Consider the following 23,050-nt stretch of genomic DNA (forward strand, 5'->3'; position numbering starts at 1 on the left):
TGACTACAGCGCCGCGAGCACCGCCTTCGTGATGTCGGCCGTGCCGTTGTTGCCGCCGAACTCCATCGGCTTGAGGCCGCCGGCGTAGACCTTGTCCACGGCGCGCTCGATGGTCTCGCCGGCCTCGGCCGCGCCCTCGACGCCGTGCTTGTCGGCGAGCCAGTCCAGCATCATCGCCGCCGACAGGATCATGCCGGTGGGATTGGCCTTGCCCTGCCCCATGATGTCGGGCGCGGTGCCGTGGCACGGCTGGAACACGGCATATTTGTCGCCGATGTCGGCGGACGGCGCCATGCCGAGGCCACCGATCAGGCTCGCGGTGATGTCGGAGACGATGTCGCCGAACATGTTCTCCATCACCATCACGTCGAAATCCCAGGGACGCTTCACCAGCATCGCCGAACAGGCATCGACATAGAGCCGGTCGGTCTTGACCTCCGGATGACGCTTGGCGATCTCGTCGAAGATGCCGCGGAAGAACGCAAAGGCCTTGAACACGTTCGCCTTGTCGACGCAGGCGAGCATCCCCGGCTTGCCGCGCGCCTTGCGGCGCTCGGCGAGGCGAAACGAGAACTCGAACAGGCGCTCGGACGTCTTGCGCGTGATCACCATGGTCTCGCGCGCCTCCTCATGGGCGACGACGCCCTTGCCCATCGATGCGAACAGGCCTTCGGTGGACTCCCTGATCACGACGAGATCGATGCCGCGCTGGTCGGCGCCGACGATCGGGCTCGGCACGCCCGGAATGAGCCGCGCAGGGCGCACACCGGCATAGAGATCGAAGATGAAGCGCAGCTCGATCTGCGGCGCGATCTCGGTGTTGTCAGGATAGCGCACCGACGGCAGGCCACAGGCGCCGAGCAAAATCGCGTCCGCCTCCTCGCACAGCTTGATGGTGGTATCAGGCATCGACTTGCCGGTGGCGAGATAATGGTTGGCGCCCGCCGGCGCCTCGGTGAAGCGGAAGCTCAAGCCGGATTTCGTCTCGATCTTGCGCAGGACCTCGATGGCCGGCGCCATGACTTCGGGCCCGATGCCGTCACCGGCGAGCACGGCAATGTGGAAGGCGTTATTTGCGGACATCGGGTTTCCTAAATGGCGAAAGGTGTGGCCTCATCATTGCGAGGAGCTCTTGCGACGAAGCAATCCAGACTGTTTCCACGGAGGGATTCTGGATTGCTTCGCTGCGCTCGCAATGACGGAGGATAGACCGAGGCTACGGTGTCAGCACCGTGCGGCCAACCACCGCGCCCTGCTGCAATTGCACCAGCGCGTCGTTGGCCTTGGCGAGCGGCTGCCGCGTCACGGGGATCGGCGCGATGTTCTTCGCCCGCACGAGGTCGAGCAGTTCCTGCGTCTCGCGCAAATTGCCGACATAGCTGCCCTGGATCGTCACCGCCTTGATCGGAATCAGCGGCAGTGCCCAGGTCGCCCCGCCGCCGAACAGGCCGACGATGACGAGCTTGCCGCCCTTGGTCAGGCAGTCGAAGCCGAGTTGCGTAGTGGCGGCGTTGCCGACGAGATCGAGCACCGCGCGGATGGGACCACCGGCTTTCTTGGCAAGCTGCTCCAGCGCGTCGGGCGCCTTGGGATCGACGGTCGCGAGCGCGCCGGCCTTCTCCGCGGCTTCGCGCTTCTTGGCGTCGATGTCGACCATGATCGCGCCCTTGCCGCCCATCGCCTTCAGCAGCGAAAGTGCCATCAGGCCGAGGCCTCCGGCACCGAACATCACGATCGGGGTGTCGAAGTGCTGCTCGAGCTTCTTCAGCGCGCTGTAAGTCGTGACGCCCGAGCAGGCGTAAGGTGCAGCCGACGCGGGATCGAGCCCTCTCAGATTGAGCAAATAGCGCGGATGCGGCACGAGCATGTGGTCGGAATAGCCACCGTCGCAATAGACGCCGAGCGAGCGCGGCGTCAGGCACATGTTCTCATCGCCGGCGAGACAGGTCGCGCATTTGCCGCAACCGATCCAGGGATAGACCAGGCCGACATCGCCAATCTTCACATCGCCCTGGTCCGACGACTTCACGTCCGGGCCGAAGGCGAGGATTTCACCGACGGTCTCGTGCCCCATGGTCAGCGGCAGGTTGATGCCGCGGTCCTTCAGCGACAACGGCTTGCGACCGTGGCCGAGATCGTAGCCACCTTCCCAGATGTGGAGGTCGCTGTGGCAGACGCCGGCGGCCTTCACCTTGATCAGCACCTGCGTGCCGGACGGCTGCGGCGTTGCCTCGTCGAACTCCTGCAGCGGCGCCTTGAAATCGGCGACCTTGAAACTTTTCATCGGTGTCCTCCCGGATACTTTTCTTGTCGCCGCCACCATGGCATGGGCGGCAGGACGAGACAAACTCGGACCTGTGTAGATGAGGCCGGCGGATGATGGCAAGCCGACCTCGCGCAAAGCCGCATTGCTTGCTGCACGAAGCTGTCCGTCAGACTTGCCGTCAGACTTGCGGTCAGACTTGCCGTCAGCTTTGCACGGCTGTCTTGCCTGACGGAATTGGCGCACCCTCGGTGAGGCCGATTTCCGCGCGCAGCCGGTCGGTGTGCTCGCCAAGCACGGCCATCGTCCTGGCCGGCGCTGTGTCGGCACCGGACATCCGGAACGGCAGATTGAGGACCTGGAACGAGCCGCCTTCGTCCTCCACAGACGAGAGCGCCTGCCGGTGCGCGATCTGCGGATCGGCCAGCGCCTCGGACACGCTGCGATAGGCCGAGGCCGGCACGCCGGCAGCGCCAAGCGCGGCGAGGCAGGCCTCGGTCGAGAACTGCCGCGACCAGGCTTCGACACCGTCCATCAAGTCGGCCCAATTGTCGCGACGCGCGGCATAGGTGGAGAAGCGCGGATCGGAGATCCATTCGGGGCGACCGATCACCCCCATCAGTCCCTTAAACGTCTTCTCGCTGGCAACCGTGATCATGACGTAGCCGCTCGCCGTCTCGGTCGGGCCAAACATCGGGCGCGGCGGCGGCTTCACGGTGAACTGCGAGTTTTGCAACTCGATCAACGTCAGCGTCAGCATCGATTCCAGCATGGAGACGTCGATGTGCTGGCCGAGCCCGGTGACCGTGCGCTGGTAGAGCGCCGACGCAATCGCGCCAAACCCGTAGGTGCCGGTGACGACGTCGGCATGGTAGATGCCGCAATAATCCGGGCGGCTGCGGCCGGGCTGGTAGGCGAGATGCGCCATGTCGTAGCCGGAGGCTGCATGGATCACCGGCGCGTAGGCCGGCAATTCGGCGGACGGGCCGCTCTGGCCGTAGCCGGAGATCGAGCAGTAGATCAGCTTCGGATTGACGGCGCGCATTCTGTCATAGTCGAGCCGCAGCCGGTGCATCACGCCGGGGCGGAAGTTCTCGACCAGGATGTCGGCAGTCACGGCCAGCCGGCGGACCGCCTCCTTGCCGTCCTCGGACTTGAGGTCGAGCACGACGCTCTTCTTGCCGACATTGAGCTGGCCGAACACGGTGCTGCAGCCCTTGCGCAGCGGCGGCCGGGTCCGCATCGTCTCGCCGCCGTCGGTCTCGATCTTGATGACCTCGGCGCCCATGTCGGCGAGCATCCGCGCACAATGGGGACCGGCGATGGTGGTCGAAAAATCCAGAACCCTGAGGCCGGCGAAGGCCTTTGTCGTCGTCCCCTCATGCTTATCTGATAGCTGCATGCCTGCTTGCGTCCTCGGGTCACTCAGGAACTATCGAAGTTCTCTGTTATTTGTGCGCCGACCCTAAAGGGCGGCAGCTGAGTAGGAAAGTCTTTACCGAACAGACACGTCTCGTGGGCGGGCTTGGGAATTCCAGGGCAACTGGACCCGTTCTTGCATAGCAGCAATCGGGCTCCGGCAGAGGGCAGCAGTTCTTGAGGGTCTTGTTCGTTACGACAGAAATGGACGACTTTGTCCGCGTCGGCGGACTCGGAGCCGTTTCCGCTGCACTCCCCCGAGCCCTTCGTCCTTTCGCCGACATCCGGGTCATGTTGCCCGGCTATCGCGACATCATCGAACAACTCACGCATATTCAGATCGTTGGCCGCTGTCCGGCGTTCGCGGAGATGCCGGCCTGCTCGCTCGGCCGGGCCGCGACCAAGGACGGCCTGCCGGTCTATGTGCTGTTGTGCTCGCAACTCTACGACCGGCCCGGCAATCCCTATGGGGACGAGTCCGGGCGCGACTGGCCCGACAACGACATCCGTTTCGCGCGCTTTGCATCGGCCGCCGCTGAGCTCGCGATGGGCAAGCTGGACAAGGATTGGGCAGCAGACCTGATCCATGCCAATGACTGGCAGGCTTCGCTCGTGCCGGCCTACCTCGCCTGGCGCGGCTCCAAGCTGCCGTCGATCCTGACCATTCACAACCTCGCCTATCAGGGCCTCTTCCCGAAGGAGTCGCTGCGGCGGATCGGCGCGCCGGAGAGCTCTTTCCACATCGACGGCGTCGAGTTCTACGACCAGCTCTCCTTCCTCAAGGCCGGGCTGGTCTACGCCTCGCATCTCACCACCGTCAGCGGCACCTACGCCCGGGAGATCACCACGGATGAATTCGGCTGCGGTCTCGAAGGCCTGCTGCGAGTCCGCTCCGACGCGGCCGAGCTCACCGGCATCCTCAACGGCATCGACGAGAGCTGGGACCCCCGTTCCTGCGCACAGCTCGCCCAGCAGTTCGGCGCCGGCGACTGGATCGGCAAAAAGGCCAATGCGGATTATGTGCGAAGGCAGTTCGGGCTCGCGGTGTCGCGCGGCCCGATATTCGGCATCGTCGCCCGGCTGGTGCACCAGAAGGGCATCGACCTCGTGCTGGCGGCGGCCGACGAGATCGTCGATGCCGGCGGTCAGATCGTGGTCACCGGCTCCGGCGAGCCGGCGCTCGAGCAGGCGCTGATCGACGCGCATCGCCGGCGCCCCGACGCCATCGGAGTCGCGATCGGCTTCAACGACGCCCAGGCGCGCCGCATCTTCGCCGGCAGCGATTTCACATTGATGCCCTCACGCTTCGAGCCCTGCGGGCTCAGCCAGATGTACGCCCAGCGCTTCGGCTCGCTACCGATCGGCCACCAGACCGGCGGCCTCGCCGAAACCATTACCGACGGCGAAACCGGCTTCCTGTTCTCAAAACCTTCGCACGAATCCTTCCTCGGCGGCGTCCGCCGGGCGTTCTCCGCCTTCGTGGCGCAGGACCAGCTCGACACCATGCGTCGCAGCGCGATGGGACGCTCGTTCTCCTGGAGCATCCCGGCCGGCAGCTACAACGCGCTGTACCGGAAGCTGGTGGCGGTGTGAGGCGCGCGGTGTTTCCTCGTCATTGCGAGCGCAGCGAAGCAATCCAGTCTGTTTCCGAGGCAGCAGCCTGGATTGCTTCGTCGCAAGGGCTCCTCGCAATGACGGTGGTTTGTGGCAGCGGCGGAGAACTTCACCCCTTCCCGCGCTGATCCATCTGCGGCCGCCCGATCCAGGCCCGGTTGAGACACCGCGTCATCCAGTCGGGCTGCGGCTCGCCGCGAAGCCGCGCTTGCGCTTCCTGGTAGGGACCGACATAGCGCAACCGATCTGGCAGTTTCGGGTAGACGCGCCGTATCCATCGGAGCGCGTTGTCGGCCGACCTGGCGTCGCGCTCATCAAGCTCGAACCCAAACCCCACACGCAGGCGTTCCGGCAGCAGGCTCGCCGTGAGCGCGCGATACCATCGCGGTGGCCGCAACCACGGACGGGCGCCGCCAAAAATCTGCTTCGCGATCTCGCGCGCGGCCAGGCTGACGGTCAACGTGTCCGATTGCGCCATCGCCGCGGTGTAGGCCGCAAAGCCCGACCAGTCCGCGGGCAGGTCGTGCGCCGTCAACCCGAACAAGGCACCGAACAACCGACTCTCGGCCCAGTAGCGCTCGCGCTCCTCTACCGAGAGCGGCGGCAAGACCAGATCATGCGCCATCAGCGCGGTCTCGACCAGCGTGGCATGAACCCAGCGCAGCGACGGGATGTCGTTGGCACAGTAGCGCGAGCCTGCCGCGAACGGACCGACGGTCTCGGGCATCTCGCCGACGATCATGCTGTGGCGCCGGTGCAATTGCCGCGACGACAACAGAGCACGGTCAAGCGAGCCGAACACCATGGCAAAGACGATGCCGAAGGTGCGGTGAAATCGTCCGATCGGATCGGCGAAGGTTTTCGAATGCTCGGCGATGGCAGCAGCGACCCAGGGATGCGCCAGCTGCAGCAACAGCGCACGACCGGCACCGAGAAAGATGACGGCCTCTCGGTCGATCTGCCAGGTCACCGTGTCAGGACCAAACACGCCGGCAACCGGTCCTGCCGCATCAGCGCGGACGTGATCGAGCGCCAGATCCAGATCGCTTCCCGATACCACTTGCCGGCCTTTCAGCTGCGGACGAAGACCGACGATCCGCAAGGCCTGTGGCAATTCGATGAACGGGGACGATCGCCTGCGGCTCTACTCCGCCGCCATCGGCATCTCGTCCATATGCTCGTGCAGCACTACGCCCGCAAGCGGATCGAATTCGCCGATCCACGGTTTTCGCGCCAATACCGACCTCGTGTGGGCATAGCCGGCATGCCAGCGCCGCGTGATCCCTGACGGACTGAAGTCGATATCCTTGGTATGGGTCTCGCGGTCGAGCTGCGGCGCCAGCAGCCGCACGACGTGCATACGGGTCGGACAGCCGTAGCTCATCAGCTCCCTCACCGCGGCATCGCCGCGTTCGCTCTCAGGCAGGCGTTCCGCAAGCTGGTTGATGACATGGCGCAGGCGATGGGCCTGCTGCTGGCGTTCGATCTGACTCGCGATCCGACTCGAATACATCACATCCTTGTGCCGGTTCAGCACCTCCGCCATCGTGGTCGGCTCGGCGCCGACGGGATTCCACAGATGCACGGAGAAGATCAGCGAATTCGTGCGCGGATTGTCGTCGAACACCGCTTCCGTCGGCGTATTCGAGAGGATGCCTCCGTCCCAATAGAGTTCGCCATCGATCCGCACTGCCGGGAATGCCGGCGGCAATGCGCCCGAAGCCATGACATGCTTCACCGTCAGCTCGCCGTCGCGGCTGTCGAAATAGCGCATCTGGCTGGTGCCGACATGAGCCGCGCCGACCGTCAGCCGCGGCGCGCAGCGGTTGGCCAGATCGAAATAGACCAGCTCGCGCAGCGTCTTCTCCAGCGGAGCGGTCGAATAGAAGCCGGCATGGTCGGCGCCCAGCGGATAGGCATCCCCAGCATGCGCCAGCGGATTGGGTCGGAAGAAGCCAGGAATGCCGTGGGTCACGGCCGACCAATAGGCCAGCTTCTCGTTGAAGCCGGGAAATGTGGTGCCCGAGTCCCAGACCGGCTTCTGCTCCATCCGCTTCCAGAACTCTCGCAGGCGCGCGAGCCGGTGCTCCGGCGCATTACCCGCAATAAGGCTGGCATTAATGGCACCGATCGAGGTGCCGATGATCCAGTCCGGCTCGATACCGGCCTCGTGCAGCGCCTGGTAGACGCCGGCCTGGTAGGAGCCTAACGCGCCGCCGCCTTGAAGCACGAGGACGACCTGACCCGGCAGGTCCATGCTCTTTCGGCGCCCGCTGTCCTGCATGCTGTTCATGTCTCGCTCCTGTCGAGCCGATGGTTATCATTCGTCAGGCGTAAGGCCATTGTTACGTCCTGCCGTTCTCCGCGATTGTCGGGCCCTTTGGAAATGCCGGCTGGCTTCCGAAACCATAGGCACGCGCTATTGCGGCCAGGATATCATTCCCGGCACCGATCGGTTAGATTTCCGGCCGATCCTGCCGGGAGCCGATCCATGGAAATGCACCAGGTCCGCTACTTCCTCGCGGTGGCGCAGCTCTTGAACTTCACGCGCGCCGCCGAGGAATGCAACGTGACGCAGCCTTCGCTGACGCGCGCGATCAAGCAGCTCGAGGCGGAGCTTGGCGGCGATCTGTTTCGCCGCGAACGGCCCGCGGCGCAATTGACCGAGCTTGGCCAGCGCATGCATCCGCTGCTCAAGCAGTGCTTTGACGCGGCCATCGGCGCACGCTCGCTTGCCTCCTCATTCCGGAGCGGCGAGATCGGCGCGCTCCGCGTCGCGCTGACGCATTCGATCGACCTGTCGCTGCTCATTCCTCATCTCAACCAGATCAAGCGGCAGTTCAACCGGCTCGAATTCCGCTTCCTGCGCGGCTCGAGCCGTGAAGTGGCCGACTTCCTGAAGAAGGGCGAGGCCGAGCTCGGAATTGCCGCCGACATCGACGAGGCCTGGGAGCGGCTCGATGTCTGGCCGCTGTTCACCGAGAGCTTCGAGCTCATGGTCAGCGACGGACACCGCCTGGCCGGCCGCAGCAGCATCGAACTGGACGATTTGCGCGCAGAGCAGCTGTTGAGCCGGACGTTTTGCGAGCATTCCCGCCGCATCTCCGCGAGCCTGCGCGAGCACGGCATCGCGGTCGAGCAGGGTCACGAAATCTCCAACGAGCGCGACCTGATCGAACTGGTCGAGGCCGACATCGGCGTCGCCATGGTGCCGCACACCTCGCCCGTGCCAGAGACGCTGACGCGCGCTGCGGTCGCCGGGCTGGATGCCCGTCGCACCGTCAGCCTTTACGGGGTGGCCGGCCGGCAGCGCACGGCGGTGGCCAATGCCGTGATGCGCATGCTGCGCGGTGCGGATTGGCGGGAGATTGCGGGTTAGCGGCGACGTTCGCTGCTAACCGTTCTAGGCCTCCCTGCTCGCGCCTTCCAACGCCTCGAGCAGATCATCGATCTCCATCCGCTTGCGGAAGTCCGGATCGACGAAGCGGGCTTTCACGAGACCGTCGCGACCGACGACGAACACGGCCGGGATCGGCAGCATCCAGCCATCATTGCCGTGGAATTTCGCCATGTCCTGATAGGACAACAGGCTCTGGATTTCGGCGCCGAGCCAGATCGCGAGATTGAGCGACAGCGCATAGCCGTTGTCGAGGTCGGTCAGGATCGGAAACGGCGCACCAGCTTCCGCTTTGAGCTGCTGGGTGTATTCCTGCGTCTCCGGCATGACCGCGACGATGCGCGCACCCATGGACTCGATGCGATCAAGCGCCTGGACCACCGCGCGGACATTGAGCCGGCAATAGGGGCACCAATGGCCGCGGAAAAACATCACGGCGACCGGGCCGCGCTCCAGCAGTGAGGACAGCTCGACGAGACGCCCGCTCTCGTCAGGCAACATGAACGGCGGCATTGCGTCGCCCGGGCGCGGCGCGGTCTCGCCGCCGCCGTTTCCGCCCAATCGCGCCACCAGGCGATCGACGGCCTCGCCATAGGCCGGGAAGACCTCGCGGCTGGCATCGGCATAGGCGCGGAGCTGTTCGTTCAGCGTGCCGTCCATGTCGCGGCAGCGCTGGAAAGCAAGCCTGAGCTGTTCGGTGTCGGCTGGCGAGAGAGACGTCATCTTCTGCTCCGGCATTCGTGGGGCGGATATTAGTTTCCCGGTTCGGCCGCCCGCAAGGGCGGCCGCGATGCCAGGACCGGTTTAGTTCACGTAGAAATTGCCGGTCGGATCCAGCCGCCCCGAAGTGGAATACAGCGATCCGTTGTCCATGAAGAAGACGGTGTTGTCGGGGACCTTCTTGGCGCCCTTCATCATGGCCTCGTGGTTCTTCTCCGCCGGGGCCATGGCCATCGCCGACATCTTGCCGGGTCCGCCATACATGTAGGCCATGCCAGCCTTGAAATCCCATGTGGCCTCCGAGAAGGCCGATGTGGCGATGACCGCGAACGCAGCCGTGGCAATCAAGGTCTTGGACAATTTCGTCATGAGATGCTTCTCCGGATTGACGTGAACGCCCGCCAATCGGGCGCCCTGCCATCGAACGCCAATCGCTCGGGAAGCGGAAATGCCGATCCCCAATCGGTTCGATAGCGAGCGCGTATCGGGCCCGATAGCGCCGGTCTATCGCAGCGAGAGCGAAAGAGCATTTCAAAACGAGCGCCCTCTCGACGACAGTCCCGACATAGCCGGCGACCATTTGCGGCTGCGGCCAACACAGGAGACGTCCCGATGTTCAAGCATCACACATTGTCGCGCGCGGTCTGGCCCGGCATTGCCATTCTCGGCGTATTGACACTCTCGGCGCAGCCAGTCTCCGCCGGCGAATGTCCGGCCGACAAGACCAAGCCGAACGCGCAGCAGATGGTCGATTACAAGCCGGTCGGCGTCACCGACGTCACGCTCGGCGCCATCGACCTCGGCAAGCAGCCGGCACACATCGAAGGTCGCGAGCTGCGCTTCCGCAAGCTGACCATCGAGCCCGGCGGCATCGTGCCCTGGCACAGCCATGACGACCGCCCTGCCCTGATCTTCGTGCAGCAAGGCGAGATCGTCGAACACGCTTCCAACTGCGTCGACCCGATCGTGCACAGGGCCGGCGACATCCGCCCCGAGGTCTACGGCACCTCGCACTGGTGGAAGAACCTCGGCAAGGAAACGGTCATTCTCTATGTCGGCGACGTCCGCAAGGACCCGCACGACCACAACATGTAACCAGCGCCCCGGCCCCAGCCTGATAGTTGCCGATGTGGCACCCGGATCCTCATGCCGGGCGCCACACCTTTCACGGGAGACGCAACGCCATGACTGAACTTTCCGCGTCCATCAGGCCGAGCGCGATGGCAACGGATCAACATTCCCCGCGGCTCATACTCCGCTCGCTCGTCATTGGATTGACCGCATTCCTGACGGTCGTCGATCTCTTCGCGACACAGGCAATCCTGCCCTCGCTGACGCGCCACTACGGCGTCACGCCGGCGGCGATGAGCTTGGCCGTCAACGCCAGCACGTTCGGCATGGCCGTCGCAGGCCTCGTCGTCGGGTTTCTCAGCCCGCACATCGACAGGCGGACCGGCATCCTGCTCAGCCTGACCCTGCTGGCGATTCCGACGAGCCTGTTGGCGACTGCGCCCAATCTTGCCGTTTTCACCGGCCTGCGGGTCGCGCAGGGCCTCTGCATGGCATCCGCCTTCGCGTTGACATTGGCTCATCTCGGCGAACAATGCAGCGCAATGGATTCCGGCGGCGCCTTTGCCGCTTACATCACGGGAAACGTCGCCAGCAATCTCGTCGGCCGGCTGGTCTCGGCCGCGATCGCGGATAGCCTCGGCCTGGCATGGAATTTCTATTTCTTCGCAGCCCTCAATCTGGCCGGCGCCGCACTGGTCTATTTCACCATTGCGCGTGTACAGCCGATGCGTACCTCCACGCCGACGGCATCGGCGTTTGCCGCGACGATCGCGCAGTGGCGGGACCCACGGCTGCGTGCCGCCTACGGCATCGGCTTCTGCATCCTGTTCGCATTCATCGGCACCTTTACATTCGTCAATTTCGTTCTGGTTCGGCCACCGCTGTCGCTGGGCATGATGGACCTCGGCTTCGTTTACTTCGTCTTCCTGCCGTCGGTGGTCACGACGTTGCTGGCCGGCAGAGTGGCATCGCGCCTCGGAACGCGTCCGACGATCTGGGGCTCGCTCGCGATCGCAGGGATCGGTCTGCCGCTGATGCTGGCCCCACACCTGGGCGCGGTCGTCGCCGGGATGGTTCTGGTCGGAATCGGTACCTTTTCCGCGCAAGCGGCTGCGACAGGATTCGTAGGACAGGCTGCGGCTGAAAACCGCGGCATCGCCAGCGGCACCTATCTCGCCTGCTATTTCTGTGGCGGGCTCATTGGCACGGCCGTCCTCGGCCGGTTGTTCGACGCGTATGGCTGGCATGCCTGCGTGGCCGGGGTGGGCCTGGCGCTCGCGGCCGCGGCCCTGCTGACGCTCCCCTTGAAGCGCTAGCGCTTGGCCGGCGCTTCCTGCGGCGGCTCGTCGTCGGCGATGGCGCGCCAGGCGGCGCCGTCGAGATCGTCGTACTGACCGCTCCGGAGCGACCAGAGGAAGGCGACGAGACCGGCGAGACCGAGCATCAGCGCCAGCGGCACTAGGATGACCAGGATTTCCATCACACTATCTCCCGCGAGGCGCTGCGCGCACGCAGCGAATTCAGCATCACCAGGATCGACGATCCACTCATGGCGGCAGCTGCGATCAGGGGTGTCACGACGCCACTGATCGCGACCGGCACTGCGAGGACGTTGTAGCCGATCGCAAGCCAGAGATTTTGCCGCATCACGTGCAGCGCCTTGCGCGAAGCGTCGATTGCGGCAACGACCGGGGCCAGCGGCCGGCCGAGGAAGACGAGATCGGCGGTCGCCTGGCTCAAATGCGCGGCCGAGATCGGCGACATCGAGACGTGCGCCGCCGCCAGCGACGGCGCATCGTTCATGCCGTCGCCGACCATCAGGACCTTCATGCCCCGCGCCTTCAAGACCTCGATCCGCGCGATCTTGTCGGCCGGCGTCACCCCGGCGCGCCATTCGGGGATGCCCAGCGCGTGGGCCGCCGCGATCACCGCCGGTTCACGGTCGCCGGAGAGAATCTCGATGCCGATATTGCGCGCCTTGAGCGCCGCGATCACGGCCTGCGCATCGGGACGGAGGCCCTGGCGCACAGAGAGGATGAATTTTTCGCTGCCCTTGCTGAAAGCCACGACCGAGGCTTCGGGATCGAGATTTGTCACGTCGGAGACCAGCGTCTCGGCGCCGCAGAAGGACGGACGGCCGAGGCGTATCTCGATGCCATCGACCACAGCGCGCACGCCCTGGCCGGCCTCCTCGACCGCGCCGACGATCGGCGATCCGGCGTCGGAGGCCTGCGCGACCGCGGCGGCGACCGGATGATGGCTCGACAGCGCGAGCCGGCCGGCAAGCTCGAAGATATCAGCGGCGATATCGGCCGCATTCATCACTTCGAGATCGGGCAGCGTCAGCGTGCCGGTCTTGTCGAAGACGACGTGATCGGCTTCCGCGAGACGCTCGATGGCATCGCCGGAATTAAGCAGGACACCCGCCTTGAACATCGCGCCCGAGGCCACTGTCTGCACCGTCGGGATGGCGAGCCCGAGCGCGCAGGGACAGGTGATGATCAGCACCGCGACGCCGGTCACGATCGCATCATGCCAGCCGGCCCCCGCGATGACCCAGCCGAGGATGGTGACGAGCGCGGTGGCATGCACCACCGGCGCGTAAAGTCGCGAGGCGCGGTCGGCGAGCCGCATGTAGCGCGAGCGCGCCTGCAGCGCATTGTCGAGCAGCCGCGTGATCTCGGCGAGCAATGTCCCCTCTGACGCCGCCGAGACCCGCACCCGCAAGGTGCCCGAGATGTTCATCGATCCCGCATAGACCGGCGTGCCTTGGCCTGCCGTGACGTAGAGCGTCTCGCCGGTGATCAGGCTCTGGTCGATCTCGGAACGGCCTTCGATCACGGTGCCGTCGACCGCGCAGCGCTCGCCGGGCCGCAGCAGCACGATGTCGCCGGGATGGATCGCGGCCACCGGCACTTGAGATATCTCGCCAGGCCCGACGAACTTGGCCGCGGTCTCTGCCTTGAGCGCGGCGAGATTGCCCGCGACCGCGCGGGTCCGCCGCCGCATGTTCTGGTCGAGGACGCGGCCGACCAGGAGGAAAGTGAGCAGCATGATCGCCGCGTCGAAATAGGCGTGCTCGGCGTGGTTGATGGTCTCGACCACGGACATGCCCAGCGCAAGACACACCCCGATCGAGATCGGGACGTCCATGTTGGTGGTCCTGGCCGACAGCGCGCGCCAGGCCGAGCGGAAGAACGGCTGGCCGGCATAGGCCGCTGCCGGCAGCGCGATCAGCGCAGACAGCCAGTGGAAGAAATCGCGCTGCTCCGGCAGCATGTCCGAGACGTTGCCGGACCACACCGGGATCGACAGCATCATCACGTTCATGGTGGCGAACGCGGCGACGCCGAGGCAGCGCAGCAGGAAGCGCGATTCGGCGACCTCGGTCGCCTCCGCGCTCTCGGTCTCGTAAGGATAGGCCTTGTAGCCGAGCTCCTCGAGGCGATCGATGAATCGGGCCGGATCGAGCGTGCCCGCCTTCCATTCCAGCGCAACGCGCCGGTCGGTGAGATTCACGCGCGCCAGCGTCACGTCGGGAATCGCGGACAGCCCGCGCTCGATCTTGGCCATGCAGCCGGCACAGTGAACGCCCTCGACCGCGAGATCGATGTGCTGGACGCCCTCGCCCGCAGTCCGGACGTAATGCGAAAAGTCCCGCGAGACGTGCATGGCAGAATCCTTCAGTTCAGGATCACGCGGTTGCGCGACATGAACACGCGCGTTCCCCGCGCCTCGCCCTCGATGACCAGGTCCCACTGGCCCGGCGCGACCGATGCGGCATTGCCGCGATAGAGGCCGATGCCGGCCTCCGAGAGTTCGACGGCGAGATCGGCGCGCTTGTCCGTCGGCCGCTCCAGGCGGCCGCCGAATTTCAGTCCGGCGATCGGCTGGCCGCTCGCATCGCGCGCCTCGACCTGAAGCACGGCGCCGCCATCGGCGCGGCGCTCGATGTGGGCGTTGACCTTCCATTTTCGCGCAGCCTGGTCCTGCGCCGCCGAAATTTCGCGATCATAGGCGAGCCCCGCGGCATAGGGACTGTCGACATCCGTGCCTGGCAGCGTCGCGATCGCGAGCTTCATCATGGTCACGTTGACGCCGATCACGACGCCGAAGAAGGCGACCAGCATCAGAAACACCTTGGTTCCGGTCAGCGGCTTGGTTGCCATGGCGAACTCCTGATTCTAGGGCGCGACGAAATTGTCGGTGGCGCTGGCGACTTCGCCGAGGCCGATATCGGTGACGTGAAAGCGAACCGGGATCGACTTCTCCGGATTGCCCTCCGCCGGCGCGGTCACGAGCAGCCGCAGCTCGCTGGTGGAGTCGCGCGGAACCACGATCATCGGCCGGTCCGGCGTCACGGAATCGATACCGATGACATGGATCGTCGCATTGACCGGACCGTTCGCGTCGATCGCGATGACGCGGTCGTAACCACTCTTGTTGAGCAGCCGCACGGTGTAGGCGTTGCGGATCGAGCCGTCGCTGAGCCTGACCGCGACCGGGTTGCGGTCGTGCAGCACGTTGACGTCGAGCAGGCTGCGGGTCGCCAGCGTATAGAACATGATGCCGCCGACCGCCGCGATGATCGCGCTGTAGGCGACGGTGCGGGCCCGGACGATGCGGTAGACCGGCGCCTTGCCTTCCTGGCGGCGCTGGATGTTGACGTCGTTGTCGTAGCCGATCAGCCGCTTCGGCCGGCCGATTTTCGTCATCACGTTGTCGCAAGCGTCGATGCAGAGCCCGCACTGGATGCATTCGAGCTGCGGTCCGTTGCGGATGTCGATGCCGGTCGGACACACGGCGACACATTGATAGCAGTCGACGCAGTCGCCGACTTGCTCGCCGAGCGCACGCAGCTCGGCCGCCTTCTTGACCGACGTACGCTTCTCGCCGCGATCGTAACGATAGGTCACGTTGAGCGCCCATTCGTCGGTGAGCGCGGCCTGGATCCGCGGCCACGGGCACATATAGGTGCAGACCTGCTCGCGCATGAAGCCGGCGAGCACGTAGGTCGTAGCCGTCAGGATTCCGATCCAGATATAGGCGATCATCGGCGCCTGAAAGGTGACGAGTTCCTTGACCAGCGTCGGTGCGTCGTTGAAATAGAGCACCCAGGCGCCGCCGGTCCACCACCCGATCAAGAGCCAGATCGAATGCTTGAGCACGATCTCGGAGATGCGCTCCAGCTTCATCGGGTCGGACGATTTGTCCTTCTTCATCCGCTCGCGCCGGTCGCCCTCGATCAGACGCTCGACCGCATAGAACAGGTCGGTCCACACCGTCTGCGGACAGAGATAGCCGCACCAGATGCGGCCGCCGACCGAGTTCATCAGGAATAGCGCCACCGCGGCGACGATCAGCAGGCCGGTGAAGTAGTAGACCTCCTGCGGCCACAGCTCGATGAAGAAGAAATAGAAGCGGCTGTTGGGAAGATCGATCAGCACCGCCTGGCTCGGAGCACCGAGGCCGCGGTTCCAGCGCACGAACGGCAGGAAGTAGTAGACCCCGAGGCAGAACGCCATCAGGCCCCATTTGATCCGGCGGAAGGTGCCGGAGATGCTCTGGGGATAGACTTTCTTCTGGGCCACATAGAGCGGCCCGTTGTCATCGTCTAATGGGAGGTCTTTTGGGTTCACGGGCCTGTTCATCGCCTGCAGCTTTCGAGAGGTGCGATAAAACCTAGACCCGACGCCGCCGCGTCAGTTGATCCAGCGCAAGCGGGGGCGTTTTTGTTCGCCCCCGCCTGTCCCGGATTGGCTATTTTCCGCCGCCCAGCGAGTGGACGTAAACTGCCATCGCCTTGATGGTGGCGGGATCGAGCCGCCCTTCCCAGGCCGGCATCACGCCCGCGCGGCCCTGGCTGATGGTCTCGATCAGCGTCGCCTCGTCCGAACCATAGAGCCAGATCTTGTCGGTCAGGTTGGGCGCGCCCATCTCCGGGTTGCCCTTGCCGCCGTCGCCATGGCAGGCGACGCAATTCTCCGCGAATATCTTCTCGCCCTTGGCCGCGTCATAGCCCTTGCGGGTCGGAAGGCCCGACAATGCCCGGACATAGTTGGCAGCCGTGACGATCTCGTCCGGCTTCAGCACGCCGTCCTTGCCGAATGCGAGCATCTGGCCTTCATGCGTCTTGGCATGGCCGGAACGTGCGCCGAACTGGATGGTCTGCATGATCTGGTCGAGCGATCCGCCCCACAGCCAGTCGTCGTCATTCAGGTTCGGATAGCCCTTGGCACCGGCGCCGCCTGAGCCGTGACATGGCGCGCAATTGTCGCCGAACACGGTCTTGCCCTTGGCGCGCGCGAGCGCGAGCAGGGCCGGATCCTTCTCGATGTCGGCGAGCGAGGCCGCGCCCAGCGCAACCATCTTGGCTCCGCGGATCTTCTCGAGGTTGGCGAGCTCGACCGCGACGTCGGCGCGCGTCGAGTAGCCGAACAGGCCCGTGGTGTTGCTGGAGATCAGCGGCCAGGCCGGATACACGATCCAGTAGCCGATCGCCCAGACGATGGTGAGGTAGAAGGTGATTACCCACCAGCGCGGCAGCGGCGTGTTGAGCTCCTTGATGCCGTCCCACTCGTGTCCGGTCGTGGACCTCCCGGAGACGGGATCGATGTCGCTATGATGATCGGTCATGATCTCTTACTCCTCCCGCAACGGCAGGTGTGCCGCTTCGTCGAAAGCTGCCTTGTTACGGGGCCATAATGCGTAGGCGATGATCGCGAGAAAGATCGCGACGAACACCGGCGTCCAGATCGTAGTCACGAGACCGGACGCGAGATTGTCGAGTGTCAGGATGGCTTTCATCGTTAGTGCCTTCTCAGCGAAGATTGGCTTTCTCGTTGTAGATCTTGAAGTCGACCAGCGTGCCGAGCATCTGGAGATAGGCGATCAGCGCGTCCATCTCGGTCGGCGTGCCGGCCTTGCCGTCGAAGTTGCGCACCACGGCCTTGGCGTAGCGCTTGGTGAAAGCGTCGGAGCCGGCGTTGTCAGGATCGGCCTGGGCCTTCATGTCGGCGCTCGCATTGGCGATCTGGTCGTCGGTGTAGGGCGTACCGACGATCCGCAGCGTGCGCATGTGGTCGGCGATCGTGTCCGGATCGACCTCGGTCTTGCTGAGGAACGGATAGCCCGGCATCACCGACTGCGGCACGATTGCGCGCGGGTTGGTCAGATGGGTGACATGCCAGTCGTCGGAATATTTGGCGCCGACGCGGGCGAGATCGGGACCGGTGCGCTTCGAGCCCCACTGGAACGGATGGTCGTACATGCTCTCGGCAGCCAGCGAGAAATGGCCGTAGCGCTCGACCTCGTCGCGCAAGGGGCGGATCATCTGCGAATGGCAGAGATAGCAGCCTTCGCGGATGTAGACGTTGCGCCCGGCGAGCTCCAGCGGGGTATACGGCCTGATCCCGTCGACCGCCTCGATCGTGCTCTTGAGATAGAACAGCGGGGTGATCTCGACGAGACCGCCGATCGCGATCACCAGCAGGATGCCGACGATCAGGATGATCGAGTTCTTTTCGAAGATTTGGTGGCGTGTCCAGAACGACATGGAAAACTCCTCATTCCGCCGGCTGAAGAGCGACGGGCATCTGGACTTCCTGTTCGCCGACGCGAACGGTCATCCAGAGATTATAGGCCATGATCAACGCGCCGATCAGGAACAGCCCGCCGCCGGCAGCGCGGATGATGTAGAAGGGGTGCATCGCCTCGACGGTCTCGATGAAGGAATATTCGAGGAAGCCGAGCGAGGTGTAGGCGCGCCACATCAGGCCCTGGAGGATGCCGGACACCCACATCGCCGAGATGTAGAGGACGATGCCAAGCGTCGCGATCCAGAAGTGCCAGTTGACGAGCTTGAGGCTGTAGAGGCCCTTCCGATTCCAGATCCAGGGCACCAGGCAGTAGAGCGCGCCGAAGGAGACGAAGCCGACCCAGCCGAGCGCGCCGGAGTGCACGTGGCCGATGGTCCAGTCGGTGTAGTGGCTGAGCGAGTTGACCACCTTGATCGACATCATCGGGCCTTCGAAGGTCGACATGCCGTAGAAGGCGACGGAGACGACGAGCATGCGCAGCACGGGATCGGTACGCAGCTTGTCCCAGGCGCCCGACAGCGTCATCAGGCCGTTGATCATGCCGCCCCAGGACGGCATCCACAGCATGATCGAGAAGGTCATGCCGAGCGTCTGGGTCCAGTCCGGCAGCGCCGTATAGTGCAGATGGTGCGGGCCGGCCCAGATATAGAGGAAGATCAGCGCCCAGAAGTGGATGATCGAGAGACGGTAGGAATAGATCGGCCGCTCGGCGCGCTTGGGGATGAAGTAGTACATGATGGCGAGGAAGCCGGCGGTCAGGAAGAAGCCGACCGCGTTGTGGCCGTACCACCACTGGAACATGGCGTCCTGGATGCCGCCCCAGGCGATGTAGGATTTCGAGCCGAACACCGAGACCGGCAGCGCCGGGTTGTTGCCGAGATGCAAGACCGCGATCGTCACGATGAAGGCGAGATAGAACCAGTTCGCGACGAAGATATGCGGCTCCTTGCGCTTGATGATCGTGGCAAGGAAGACCAGCAGATAGGTGACCCAGACGATGGTCAGCCACAGGTCGGAGTACCATTCCGGCTCGGCATATTCCTTCGACTGGGTGACGCCGAGCAGATAGCCCGTGCCGGCGATCAGGATGAAGAAGTTGTAGCCGACGACGACGAACCAGGGCGCGAGATCGCCGGCAAGGCGCACGCGGCAGGTCTTCTGCACGACGTAGAAGGAGGTCGCGATCAGGACGTTGCCGCCGAAGGCGAAGATCACTGCGGACGTGTGCAGCGGACGCAGGCGGCCGAAGCTGGTCCAGGGCAGATCGAAGTTCAGCGCTGGCCACGCCAGTTGCGAGGCGATGATGAGGCCGACGAGAAAGCCGGCAATGCCCCAGAACATCGCCATGACGGACGAGAACTTGATCGGCCCCATGTTGTAATTGGGGCGCCCATTGATCTCCGCAGGCGGCAACGCCGCCGGCCGGTCGAGGTAGCGGTTGATGATGCAGAAGACGGCGGCCAGGCTCGCCGCCGCGCTCAGCGCGGCGTGGAAGGCGAAGGGCGCATCGAGCGCCTTGGCCGAGGCAATCACGCAGAGGAAGGCGGTGACCGCGAACACGACAGCCAGGCCGCTTTCACCTGACGTCATGGACTTGGAGATGGAGGGCTGGCTCATGCGGATTCTCTCTGAAAGAACACAGGGCCAGAAACCACATTCACCCTCGCGAGGAATTGATTGAAATCAAGCTATGTGGATTTCTGTTAATGTGAGGGTTGCGCCACCGCCAGTTGATGTGCCCTCTCCCCTTGCGGGAGAGGGCGGCGAGAACAGTGCCGCAAACTCGCTCGGGTGAGGGGTTGGCGCCGCAACCACAACTCTCGCAGTTGGATATGCGGTGACATACCCCTCATCCGGCGCCATAGCCGAAGCTTCGCTTCGGCGTTCTTAAGAACGGCGGCCGAAGGCCGCCTATGCCACCTTCTCCCGCAAGGGGAGAAGGGGAAAAGTCAGTCTCTCGCCGTCGCCTTGAGCGCCGCGATGACGTCCTCGCGAGCGACGATTCCGACCAGCTTCTGCGCGCCGTTGAGCACGATGATGCTCCTGACGCGGTGTTCGACCATGATCTGGAGCACGCGCGTCAGCCGCGTGTCGGGGCTGACATAGATAAAGTCGGGCGTCATGACGTCGCCGATCTTGCGGCTCATCAGGTCGTGATAGCGCGGCAGCATCTGGCTCGGCGTGAAGGCGAAGCACTTCAGGATGTCGAACTTGGTGACGATGCCGACGACCTGCCCGTCGTCCTCGACGGGATAGGAATTGAAATCGTCGCGTTCGAACATCTCGCTGAGCGCGAGCAGGTCGAGGTCGCGCCTCACCGTCCTGACGTCGTGCGTCATGTAGCCGTCGACGGTCTGCTCAAGGAATCTGTACACGGCGCGTCCTCTTTGATTCGTCTTGCATCGCTCCCGCGTCAGTGCGACAGCAGCACGCAGCGGGCAGATTGAGTGACCAGATACTGGGTGACGCCGCCGAGGATCAGCTCGCGGAAGCGCGAATGACCGTAGGCACCGGCGACGATCAGGCTGGCGCCGACATCGCCGGCAATCTTCTCCAGTTGCCCGGCGACGGTTTCGTTGCGGGCCCCTTCGGAAACGCGCGCGATCGCGGTCACGCCATGGCGGGCAAGCCACGCCGTCACGTCGGTCACGCCGGCGATCGCGGCAGGGCGGTCGTCGTCGCCTTCGGGAATTGCGAGGACGGTGACATCCCTGGCCTTGCGCAATATCGGCAGCGCATCGGCCAGCGCCCGCCGGGCTTCCGGCGTATCCTTCCACGCCACGAGGACGCTGCGCAGATCGAGCCAGTTAACGCCGTCGGGCACGACCAGGATCGGCCGGGCGGCTTGCATCACCAGATCCTTTGGGCTCGCGAGCGCGAAGGCGTCGGAGAAGGCCGGGCTCTGCCCGCCGGCGACGACGATGTCGGCGCAACGCGCCTGGGTGAACGTAAAGCGCGCCGGGAAATCCATGGCGCTGCGCCATTCCACATGTCCGCCGCGATTCCTGATCGCGGCGCGGAATTGCGCCTCGAGTTCGCCCAGGCGTCGCTTGACTGAGGCTTCTCCCTCATCGATCAGTCCCTGCGCTGCGGCGCCATCGCTGAAATAGAGCGGCGGAGCGAACTGCGCCGCAGCAACGCCGATGATCGACGCCTCAAATCGTTCGGCAAGCTCGCCCGCGACCTGAAGCCGCGCGTCGTTGGGCTGATCGAGCGCCAGGCTGACCATTACGGTCGCGTATGTCATCGGAGTCTCCGGGGCAATGAGCTTTGATCCGATCGTAGGCCCGCCGCCGCCTGGCAGGATGAGATAGATCAAACCTTGGATCACCGCGCCGGCCGGAAATCTGCCAATGGTATAAGACATCGGAACTTGCCTCTGGCCTCTCCTTGGGTACATTGCCAGCGGTAACGCTGTGCGGTTCTCCGCATCGGAATGGGAGTGATCGTTTGGCGCCGACCCGTGTGATTCATCCGCAAGATGACGGCCGGGGCGAACATTTCCGTGTCCGCATCGAAGGATTTGGCGTCGGGACCTGGGATCTCGATCTCAAGACACTGGAATTGGAGTGGTCGGAGACGGCCAGAATCCTGTTCGGAGTCGAATCCGACCAATCGATGAGTTACGCTCTGTTCCTGTCTCGACTGGAGCCGAACGACCGCGAGCGGATCGAGATCGCGATCCGGCGCGTCTCCGAACGGGGCGGCAGCTTCGACGTGTCGTTCAGGGTCACGGGGGCGTCGGGCAGAGCGCAGTGGATCCGCGCCCGCGCGGGACTGATTCGGGACGACGCCGGCGCCGCCCGACATCTCAGCGGCATCTTTCTTGACGTCGATGAGGAGAAGCAGGTCGAGGAAACCTTGCGCACCCGCGAGAGTCACCTCCGCTCGATCCTCCAGACGATTCCCGACGCCATGATCGTCATCGACGGCCACGGCATCATCCAGTTCTTCAGCACGGCGGCCGAGCGCCTGTTCGGCTGGGTCGAGTCGGAGGCGATCGGCCAGAACGTCCGCATCCTGATGCCGGAGCCCGACAGCTCACGTCACGACGGCTACATCGCGCGTTACCGCGCCACCAGCGACCCGCACATCATCGGCATCGGCCGCATCGTGACCGGCAAGCGCCGCGACGGCACGACCTTCCCGATGCACCTGTCGATCGGCGAGATGCAGTCGGGCGGCGAGCCCTATTTTACCGGTTTCGTCCGCGATCTTACCGAGCATCAGAAAACCCAGGCGCGGCTCCAAGAACTGCAATCCGAACTCGTCCACGTCTCGCGGCTGAGCGCGATGGGCGAAATGGCGTCCGCGCTCGCCCACGAGCTCAACCAGCCGCTGGCAGCGATCAGCAACTACATGAAGGGGTCGCGACGGCTGCTCGCCGGTAGCCAGGATCCGAATACGCCGAAAATCGAGAGCGCGCTGGACCGCGCCGCCGAGCAGGCGTTGCGCGCCGGCCAGATCATCCGCCGCTTGCGCGACTTCGTCTCCCGCGGCGAATCTGAGAAAAGGGTCGAGAGCCTGTCCAAGCTGATCGAGGAGGCCGGCGCGCTCGGGCTCGCCGGCGCGCGCGAGCAGAACGTGCAGCTTCGGTTCAGCCTCAATCCAAATGCCGATCTCGTGCTCGCCGACCGGGTGCAAATCCAGCAGGTGCTGGTCAACCTCTTCCGCAACGCGCTGGAAGCGATGGCGCAGTCGCCACGGCGCGAGCTCGTCGTCACCAACTCTCGCGCCGCCGACGACATGATCGAGATCGAGGTCTCCGATTCCGGCTCCGGCTTCCAGGACGACGTCATGCCAAACCTGTTTCAGACTTTTTTCACCACCAAAGACACCGGCATGGGCGTGGGACTGTCCATCAGCCGCTCGATCATCGAGGCTCACGGCGGGCGGATGTGGGCCGAGAGCAACGCATCGGGTGGAGCGACATTCCGCTTCACGTTGCCGGCAGCCGATGAGAACTGA

At 64.6% G+C, this 23,050-nt stretch carries 22 protein-coding genes; 5 read left to right on the forward strand and 17 right to left on the reverse strand.

Features of this window, described 5'->3' with window-relative positions:
* Positions 1-3 precede the first annotated feature (3 nt).
* The 3 genes from C7G41_RS11775 to C7G41_RS11785 form a co-directional block, all read right to left on the reverse strand.
* Entirely contained in the window at positions 4-1,083 is a 1,080-nt protein-coding gene (locus C7G41_RS11775) for an isocitrate/isopropylmalate dehydrogenase family protein (protein ID WP_106942707.1), read from the reverse strand.
* A 133-nt stretch (positions 1,084-1,216) separates the two neighbouring features.
* Entirely contained in the window at positions 1,217-2,284 is a 1,068-nt protein-coding gene (locus tag C7G41_RS11780) for an alcohol dehydrogenase (protein WP_106942708.1), read from the reverse strand.
* Between the two features lie 184 nt (positions 2,285-2,468).
* The gene (locus tag C7G41_RS11785; RefSeq protein ID WP_106942709.1) at positions 2,469-3,665 is read right to left on the reverse strand and encodes a CaiB/BaiF CoA-transferase family protein; all 1,197 of its coding nucleotides are present in this window, start codon (positions 3,663-3,665) and stop codon (positions 2,469-2,471) included.
* A gap of 194 nt (positions 3,666-3,859) precedes the next feature.
* Here C7G41_RS11785 and glgA point away from each other — a divergent pair, with 194 nt between their 5' ends.
* Positions 3,860-5,275 carry a glycogen synthase GlgA gene (gene glgA, locus C7G41_RS11790; protein ID WP_106942710.1) on the forward strand — a complete coding sequence of 472 codons (1,416 nt, stop codon included), beginning with the start codon at positions 3,860-3,862 and terminating at the stop codon, positions 5,273-5,275.
* A 130-nt stretch (positions 5,276-5,405) separates the two neighbouring features.
* Here the strand turns inward: glgA and C7G41_RS11795 are convergent, their stop codons facing one another.
* On the reverse strand, positions 5,406-6,356 hold the full coding sequence (locus C7G41_RS11795; RefSeq protein WP_199198314.1) for an oxygenase MpaB family protein: 951 nt from the start codon (positions 6,354-6,356) through the stop codon (positions 5,406-5,408).
* Between the two features lie 84 nt (positions 6,357-6,440).
* A complete protein-coding gene (locus tag C7G41_RS11800) occupies positions 6,441-7,589 on the reverse strand; it encodes a patatin-like phospholipase family protein (protein WP_106942711.1) in 1,149 nt (382 codons plus the stop codon).
* Between the two features lie 198 nt (positions 7,590-7,787).
* Between C7G41_RS11800 and C7G41_RS11805 the strand changes: the two genes are divergently transcribed.
* The gene (locus tag C7G41_RS11805) at positions 7,788-8,675 is read left to right on the forward strand and encodes a LysR family transcriptional regulator (RefSeq protein ID WP_199198315.1); all 888 of its coding nucleotides are present in this window, start codon (positions 7,788-7,790) and stop codon (positions 8,673-8,675) included.
* A 24-nt stretch (positions 8,676-8,699) separates the two neighbouring features.
* Here C7G41_RS11805 and C7G41_RS11810 read toward each other — a convergent pair whose 3' ends face one another.
* Together C7G41_RS11810 and C7G41_RS11815 are read right to left on the reverse strand one after the other, a co-directional pair.
* Positions 8,700-9,416 (reverse strand): peroxiredoxin-like family protein, encoded by a 717-nt coding sequence (locus tag C7G41_RS11810; protein ID WP_106942938.1) that lies wholly within the window; start codon positions 9,414-9,416, stop codon positions 8,700-8,702.
* An 81-nt stretch (positions 9,417-9,497) separates the two neighbouring features.
* Complete coding sequence (locus C7G41_RS11815) at positions 9,498-9,782, reverse strand: hypothetical protein (RefSeq protein ID WP_106942939.1); 285 nt, start codon at positions 9,780-9,782, stop codon at positions 9,498-9,500.
* Between the two features lie 243 nt (positions 9,783-10,025).
* Here C7G41_RS11815 and C7G41_RS11820 point away from each other — a divergent pair, with 243 nt between their 5' ends.
* Both C7G41_RS11820 and C7G41_RS11825 read left to right on the forward strand, forming a co-directional pair.
* Positions 10,026-10,508, forward strand: coding sequence for a cupin (locus C7G41_RS11820; protein WP_106942713.1), 483 nt, complete (start codon positions 10,026-10,028; stop codon positions 10,506-10,508).
* Positions 10,509-10,597: 89 nt separating this feature from the next.
* Complete coding sequence (locus C7G41_RS11825) at positions 10,598-11,800, forward strand: MFS transporter (RefSeq protein ID WP_106942714.1); 1,203 nt, start codon at positions 10,598-10,600, stop codon at positions 11,798-11,800.
* On the opposite strand, the gene ccoS is transcribed toward C7G41_RS11825, so the two are convergent.
* The 10 genes from ccoS to C7G41_RS11880 all read right to left on the reverse strand — a co-directional run bounded on the left by ccoS (position 11,797) and on the right by C7G41_RS11880 (position 21,329).
* Entirely contained in the window at positions 11,797-11,964 is a 168-nt protein-coding gene (ccoS, locus tag C7G41_RS11830) for a cbb3-type cytochrome oxidase assembly protein CcoS (RefSeq protein ID WP_007607689.1), read from the reverse strand. The genes C7G41_RS11825 and ccoS overlap by 4 nt on opposite strands.
* On the reverse strand, positions 11,964-14,156 hold the full coding sequence (locus tag C7G41_RS11835) for a cation-translocating P-type ATPase (protein ID WP_106942715.1): 2,193 nt from the start codon (positions 14,154-14,156) through the stop codon (positions 11,964-11,966). The genes ccoS and C7G41_RS11835 overlap by 1 nt, the downstream gene beginning before the upstream one ends.
* A gap of 11 nt (positions 14,157-14,167) precedes the next feature.
* Complete coding sequence (locus C7G41_RS11840) at positions 14,168-14,653, reverse strand: FixH family protein (protein WP_106942716.1); 486 nt, start codon at positions 14,651-14,653, stop codon at positions 14,168-14,170.
* Between the two features lie 15 nt (positions 14,654-14,668).
* A complete protein-coding gene (gene ccoG / locus C7G41_RS11845) occupies positions 14,669-16,135 on the reverse strand; it encodes a cytochrome c oxidase accessory protein CcoG (RefSeq protein ID WP_106942717.1) in 1,467 nt (488 codons plus the stop codon).
* Between the two features lie 109 nt (positions 16,136-16,244).
* Positions 16,245-17,120: a cytochrome-c oxidase, cbb3-type subunit III gene (ccoP, locus tag C7G41_RS11850; RefSeq protein ID WP_106942718.1), complete on the reverse strand. Its 876-nt coding sequence runs from the start codon at positions 17,118-17,120 to the stop codon at positions 16,245-16,247.
* 6 nt (positions 17,121-17,126) lie between these two features.
* Positions 17,127-17,291 (reverse strand): CcoQ/FixQ family Cbb3-type cytochrome c oxidase assembly chaperone, encoded by a 165-nt coding sequence (locus C7G41_RS11855; protein ID WP_018457132.1) that lies wholly within the window; start codon positions 17,289-17,291, stop codon positions 17,127-17,129.
* A 13-nt stretch (positions 17,292-17,304) separates the two neighbouring features.
* Positions 17,305-18,039, reverse strand: a complete 735-nt coding sequence (gene ccoO, locus C7G41_RS11860; RefSeq protein WP_106942719.1) for a cytochrome-c oxidase, cbb3-type subunit II — start codon at positions 18,037-18,039, stop codon at positions 17,305-17,307.
* Positions 18,040-18,049: 10 nt separating this feature from the next.
* Positions 18,050-19,699 carry a cytochrome-c oxidase, cbb3-type subunit I gene (ccoN, locus tag C7G41_RS11865; RefSeq protein WP_106942720.1) on the reverse strand — a complete coding sequence of 550 codons (1,650 nt, stop codon included), beginning with the start codon at positions 19,697-19,699 and terminating at the stop codon, positions 18,050-18,052.
* Between the two features lie 332 nt (positions 19,700-20,031).
* Positions 20,032-20,457, reverse strand: a complete 426-nt coding sequence (locus C7G41_RS11875) for an HPP family protein (protein ID WP_106942721.1) — start codon at positions 20,455-20,457, stop codon at positions 20,032-20,034.
* A gap of 38 nt (positions 20,458-20,495) precedes the next feature.
* Positions 20,496-21,329, reverse strand: coding sequence for a universal stress protein (locus tag C7G41_RS11880; protein WP_106942940.1), 834 nt, complete (start codon positions 21,327-21,329; stop codon positions 20,496-20,498).
* A 203-nt stretch (positions 21,330-21,532) separates the two neighbouring features.
* On the opposite strand from C7G41_RS11880, the gene fixL reads away from it, so the two are divergent.
* Positions 21,533-23,050 carry a sensor protein FixL gene (fixL, locus tag C7G41_RS11885; RefSeq protein ID WP_106942722.1) on the forward strand — a complete coding sequence of 506 codons (1,518 nt, stop codon included), beginning with the start codon at positions 21,533-21,535 and terminating at the stop codon, positions 23,048-23,050.

It is taken from the genome of Bradyrhizobium sp. MOS002, assembly GCF_003020115.1.
In the GTDB taxonomy this organism is placed as follows: Bacteria; Pseudomonadota; Alphaproteobacteria; order Rhizobiales; family Xanthobacteraceae; genus Bradyrhizobium.